Genomic DNA, 5539 nt, shown 5'->3' with positions numbered 1-5539 from the left:
AGTTTACAGACTCTAAAGACTGTGAGCTTAGCGATTGAAATAATATTCTTCAAATCATCTTTATATACCTATAAGACTGCAGCCTTATAACCCATGCCATGTTTTTACGATAACTTGCCGGCATTACCTTTAACGTCATTTTTATTTTCGCTTTTTTCTGTATCAACACTCAATATAGCCTGAGAATTATCATCATCTTCCCGATCATAAAATTCCTCAATAGCCTTTCTTCTCTTATTCGCGGCAATACGGAACATTATTATTGAAGCAGCTACGGCAAATATGCAAATAAACTGCGATGTAGACATTATATTAAATACAGTGCCTCTCGGGTCGCCCCTGAAATATTCTATTATAAATCTTGCTATGCCATATAAAAGCAGATAAAGCGCTCCTGTCTCACCGTCATTTTTATTCTTCTTTCTGTTATCGAATATTATAAGTATCGCGAATATCGAAAAATCAACTATGCTTGATATAATCTGCGTGGGAATAAGATTTACATCATGTGGCGCGAAGGGCGAATTATTCAGCCTTATTGAAAAAACGGACCTTGTTTCTTTTCCATAACAGCAGCCTGCAAACAAGCATCCTATCCTTCCAAACCCCTGAGCCAGCGCTATAAAAGGCGCAGCAATATCAAATATCTTGAGAAATGGCCACCCTTTTTTCCGCGTATACAGGTATGCCGCCAGTACACCGCCGGCTACTCCGCCATATATCAAAAATCCATTTCCAAAATCCTTTATCATATCCAGAGGATTCTTTAAAAATTCTTTATATTCAACTATATAGTAAAATATTTTTGAACCGATAAGGCCGCCTATGACAGATATTATTGCCGCATTAAACGCCGAATCCTCATTGAATCCGAGCCTCTTGCACTTTTTCTCGAACAGTATCACTGCAGATGCTATTCCTATGCCCATCATCATCCCATATGGATAAATTCGAATATTGTACAAATATATAACCGGTAACATTAAAACACCTCCAGATTATTATAAATTTAGCGTTATTCCGCTTACTTTTTTGGTACTGCTACGGTTAATGCCCTTTTTAATATTTTAAAATCTAATTTATTTCCCTTGGAAATCTCTCCATCAATGTTTATGGAAATAGGCTCCTCGGAATCTATTTCGACATGCTGACCTTTATAAAATGTAACCTCTTTCAATTCGCCGTGTGTGCCTTTTATATATTTGGGGAAAAGAGCAAACAGTTTGATCTTTGATAGATTATCTATCACGCATATATCAAACAACCCGTCATCGACTACGGCATCCGGTGCGGGAAGCATTCCTCCGCCATAAAACTTCCCATTGGCTACAACTGTAAGCAGTATTACTCTTCTGATCTCCATTCCGTTTAATTTTATTCTTACCTTCGAAGGCTTCCTGAAAAAAATAGTTATGATCAGCCCCGCAATGTATGCGGCGCTTCCGGATAAGAAGAACCTTCTCGCCTTCTTTGCTGAAAGTGTTACATCCGCATCAAAGCCTACACTTGAAATGTTTACAAAGTATCTTCCATTTACAAGTCCAATATCTACATCCCTTCTATCTCCATGTATGCTTCCTTTTATTATTTCTTCTATATCTCCGCTTATATTCAGAGACCTCGCGAAATCATTTCCGGAACCGCCGGGTATGATGCCTAAAGCGGAACTGGAATTTACCAAACCATTTGCGACTTCATTCACGGTACCATCCCCGCCTACGGCAAATATGATATCATATCCGTTTTTTACGCCGGCTGCCGCTATTTCAGTAGCATGTCCTGCTCTTTCCGAGTATATGACATTATATTCCACATTATCAATATGGCTCATTACATTTATTATTTTAGGCACTATTTTTAAAACTCTTCCCTTACCGGCAACCGGATTTGCTATGAATAATATCTTCATTTGTTTTCCTCCACAAGCTGTATGTAAATATACGGGTGTTTTTATCATCTATTATATATTTTACACATAAGAATTGATTTAATAAAGCAATATTTATCAAATTTCAGACAAAAATAAAAGACCGGCGATATGCCGGCCTCATATATCAATATTTATTTGTAAAACACGTGATTTCCAATCCTCGTAACATAGGTTTTATTCCTTGCTATCCATGAACCTGAAGACTTGCGAGGATTAAAGAAATACAATGCATCTCTTGCAGGTTTTGCTCCTCTTAACGCCTCCAATGCCGCCTTTATGCTTTGCGTCGATGGTATATTATAAATTGAGCCATCGGCTACAGGGCTAAACTGAGGTACGCCCTTATAATACTCAAATATGACACCCTTTACGCTATTTGGAAAGTATCGTGATGCAACTCTGTTCAAAACGACATTTCCTACCGCTACTTTCCCCAGATAAGGCTCTCCTGAAGCTTCAGCATATATGATCCTCGAAAGCCAGTATAAATTTGGATTTGCTCTCTCGCTTGCTGAGTAATTTGCAGAACTCTGGTATACTTTTAGTACCTGTCCGGGATATATAGTATCCGATTTTAAACCATTCATACTCTTCAACTTGTCCACAGATGTCGCATATTTAAGAGAGATAAGGTATAAGCTGTCTCCCGCATTTACCTTATAGTTCGATATCGTTGCAGCACTGGCCTTTATGCTGAATAATGCTCCTGAAGTAACAAGAACTGCAGTAATAATAAAAACTGATATATATTTTTTAAATCTTTTCATTTGATACAACTCCTTTCCTATTTGCTTCTGAAGTTAGCTGACGGGTTCGGGACGAAAGGCTCCCTACTGCATTTGACGCAGATTAACCCCGATTTTGGTTTCTCCATACCCCTTGCGGGATTCAGCAAGTTTGTGTACAAGTTGTAACTATTATATAAAAAAGGTTATAAATAGACAAACTTCATTATTGCATCGATTTAACCCTTACGACCAATAGGCTGAAATAAGGTTAAGTATGCTTGTCCTGTATTAAGTATGCGCCATATAAATTATCAATACCATATTTATCTAATCATTGATTAAATCATCGATTCCGGTCTCCGAAGCGATATATGCGAACAGATTGGCCCCATTTCACAGAATACTGCAAAATCATTGAACAAACACGGTCCCAATTAAGGAATGCATAAAATTATTTGAAGAATATTATGGAAGGAGCAATTAGCGGAAAGTCTTTAGAGTCTGTTAACGAAGCTTCAGAATTAGCAGAATCAATGTTTGAACTTCGTTGGGTTTTGATTCTGTCCTGAACGAGTTTACAGACTCTTAAGACTGTGAGCTTAGCGATTGAAATAATATTCTTCAAATATAAAATGTGTGTCCCAAATTCAGGAGCTGTGTTTGTTTAATCACGATTTCTTAAGTTTTGTCAGAAGATAAATAAGATATGCTCCTGCAAACCCTATAAGCCCGTATATAACCTTACTTAAAAAAGACATTGAACCACCAAATAAAAATCCAACCAGATCAAAATTAAATAAACCGATAAATCCCCAGTTCAAAGCTCCTATAATAACAAGCAGCAAAGAAAACCAGTCAAAATAATCAAGCCTCATACCCTTCCCCCCTTATTCATTATTAATATGGTTTAAAATGTGCTCTTAAAGCATTTATACCATCTATTTACATTTATGCTAGCTGATGGTATAATCGGTTGGTATAATATACATTACCTATAGATAAATATATTATCAATAAGCTGAATGTATTCTTCTATAAAAAATATGATGGCTATTTCACCACATTTTATTTTCCCTCGGTATCGTACAATATAGATCTAACGAAATTATCTGAGGTTATTTGCGCATATTAACGTATCCGGCATGCATCAGTTCTATTAAATGTTTTGAGGAATATAATTATTATAATTAATGGAGGTGTTAGAATGAATACAGATATGGATAATGTAATACACTTAAAACCCAGAAAAAGCGCGAAGAATACAATACTGATCATACTTTGTATCCTTCTTGCCGTCTGCATCATATTGTTCATACTAATCTACAGATTCGTAAACAGCGAAACGAATATTGTAGCAAACGGCACATACATAACATTAGGAAACGAGACTTTAAGCATAGGAGATCTTCCTTACGATAAGGCTGCGGATAGGTTAAACAGTATGACTGAAAAATTCATGGAAAGTACCGTCACCTTAAAGAGCAGTTCAAAAGATGTCAGTTCAAAAGTAAAAGACCTTGGAGTTTCAATGGATTCAAACGCAGCCATTCAGGAAATAAAAAATTGTGTCTATGGCTCCAACATTTACGAATCCATCTCAAGGCACAGGCATTTTTCGAAGACTATACAGGTGATGGGAGATATAAAAATAGATAACAAAAAACTTGACAAGTTTGTGGCAGACAATCTGAATTTCATAGAAAAGAAACCGTCCGATGCCGTAATGTCCGTAGATAAAAGCGGAAATATCCAGATAAAAAAAGAAGTGCAGGGTTCTACGCTTGATAAAGAAAAGCTGCTTACTGATATCTATAATGCGGTAAAGCTTCAAAAAGCGGAAGTATCCTTAACCGAAAAGATTTTGTCTCCAAAGGTTACTGAAAATCAATTGAAAGAACTCTCTCCAAAAAAACTTGTATCTACATTTACAACATACTATGGCGGCTCGGATGCCAATAGAAAGGAAAACGTGCGGCTCGGCGCTTCATTGATAAACAATACTTTGCTTAAACCCGGCGAAGAATTTGAATACTGGAAATATGTCGGAGAGAGTACTCCCCAAAGAGGCTTTAAAGTAGCAGGCGTATATGTGAACGGCCAGGTATCAACCGATTATGGCGGCGGCCTGTGCCAGGTCTCAACAACATTATACAATGCCGCCCTGTTAGCCGATCTTAAGATAACAGCGCGTTATCCCCATGGGCTACCTGTTCATTATGTACCTTTAGGTTTGGATGCCACCGTATCCTATGGATCGGTTACATTGAAATTCAAGAATAATACAAATTCATACATCCTGATAAAATCATCTACCAACGGCAAAAATATAACATTTAAAATATACGGAAAGCCGGTGGAAGGCAAGACAGTAAAAGTATATTCCAACGTTGTAGCACATAATACGGCCGACGCATTCAGGGATGTATATATTAACGGCAAGCTTACGCGGCATGAATACCTCGGAAGGAGCAAATATAAGGATTTTCAATAGAATTTAGAAATATGTAAAAAGCCTTATTCAAATTATTAAATTATATAATTTAAATAAGGCTTAAAAATTCTTCACATAATTCCCATGATGCCGATCCCCCGATGTTCATACCCGCCAATATAGCAGGTGGGTGCCCTGTTTACAGCCTCTGCCTACTAACAAATAAAGCATGACATACACTATAAAACTCAAGCTCCCGTATTCATTCTGTCGGTTGAACATACTGGGTTACTCAAACACCCCAGGAATCTTTAATCTTCTGTTTGATTAAATTATATCATCGAAGCAAACACTTTTCAAGCAAATGAATGCTGTAAATATATGTTAAATTGCTGAGACTCAATTATCAAAGTAAGTTCCACCCCTTATCCTCTTAAAGTGGAAGTTACC

5 protein-coding genes, 1 other RNA gene and 1 riboswitch are annotated in these 5539 nt (G+C 37.0%); of the genes, 1 reads left to right on the top strand and 5 read right to left on the bottom strand.

Going from position 1 to position 5539, the window contains the following annotated elements; translation table 11 throughout:
• Nucleotides 1-104: 104 nt before the first annotated feature.
• The 4 genes from lgt to QME45_12605 all read right to left on the bottom strand — a co-directional run bounded on the left by lgt (nt 105) and on the right by QME45_12605 (nt 3533).
• A complete protein-coding gene (gene lgt / locus QME45_12620) occupies nt 105-983 on the bottom strand; it encodes a prolipoprotein diacylglyceryl transferase (GenBank protein ID MDI6619490.1) in 879 nt (292 codons plus the stop codon).
• Between the two features lie 41 nt (nt 984-1024).
• Nucleotides 1025-1909: a diacylglycerol kinase family lipid kinase gene (locus QME45_12615; GenBank protein MDI6619489.1), complete on the bottom strand. Its 885-nt coding sequence runs from the start codon at nt 1907-1909 to the stop codon at nt 1025-1027.
• Between the two features lie 152 nt (nt 1910-2061).
• Nucleotides 2062-2697, bottom strand: coding sequence for a cell wall hydrolase (locus QME45_12610; GenBank protein ID MDI6619488.1), 636 nt, complete (start codon nt 2695-2697; stop codon nt 2062-2064).
• Between the two features lie 7 nt (nt 2698-2704).
• Nucleotides 2705-2834, bottom strand: a riboswitch (cyclic di-AMP (ydaO/yuaA leader).
• Nucleotides 2835-3326: 492 nt separating this feature from the next.
• Nucleotides 3327-3533: a DUF378 domain-containing protein gene (locus QME45_12605; protein ID MDI6619487.1), complete on the bottom strand. Its 207-nt coding sequence runs from the start codon at nt 3531-3533 to the stop codon at nt 3327-3329.
• A gap of 329 nt (nt 3534-3862) precedes the next feature.
• Between QME45_12605 and QME45_12600 the strand changes: the two genes are divergently transcribed.
• Nucleotides 3863-5149 (top strand): VanW family protein, encoded by a 1287-nt coding sequence (locus QME45_12600; protein ID MDI6619486.1) that lies wholly within the window; start codon nt 3863-3865, stop codon nt 5147-5149.
• A gap of 75 nt (nt 5150-5224) precedes the next feature.
• Here QME45_12600 and ssrS read toward each other — a convergent pair.
• Nucleotides 5225-5400: non-coding RNA, 6S RNA (ssrS, locus tag QME45_12595), on the bottom strand.
• Between the last annotated feature and the right edge of the window lie 139 nt (nt 5401-5539).

Source organism: Clostridiales bacterium (assembly GCA_030016385.1).
Taxonomy (GTDB): domain Bacteria; phylum Bacillota; class Clostridia; order Clostridiales; family Oxobacteraceae; genus JASEJN01.
The sequence above is the reverse complement of the archived record's forward strand: the minus strand, read 5'-3'. Positions and strand labels throughout refer to the sequence as shown.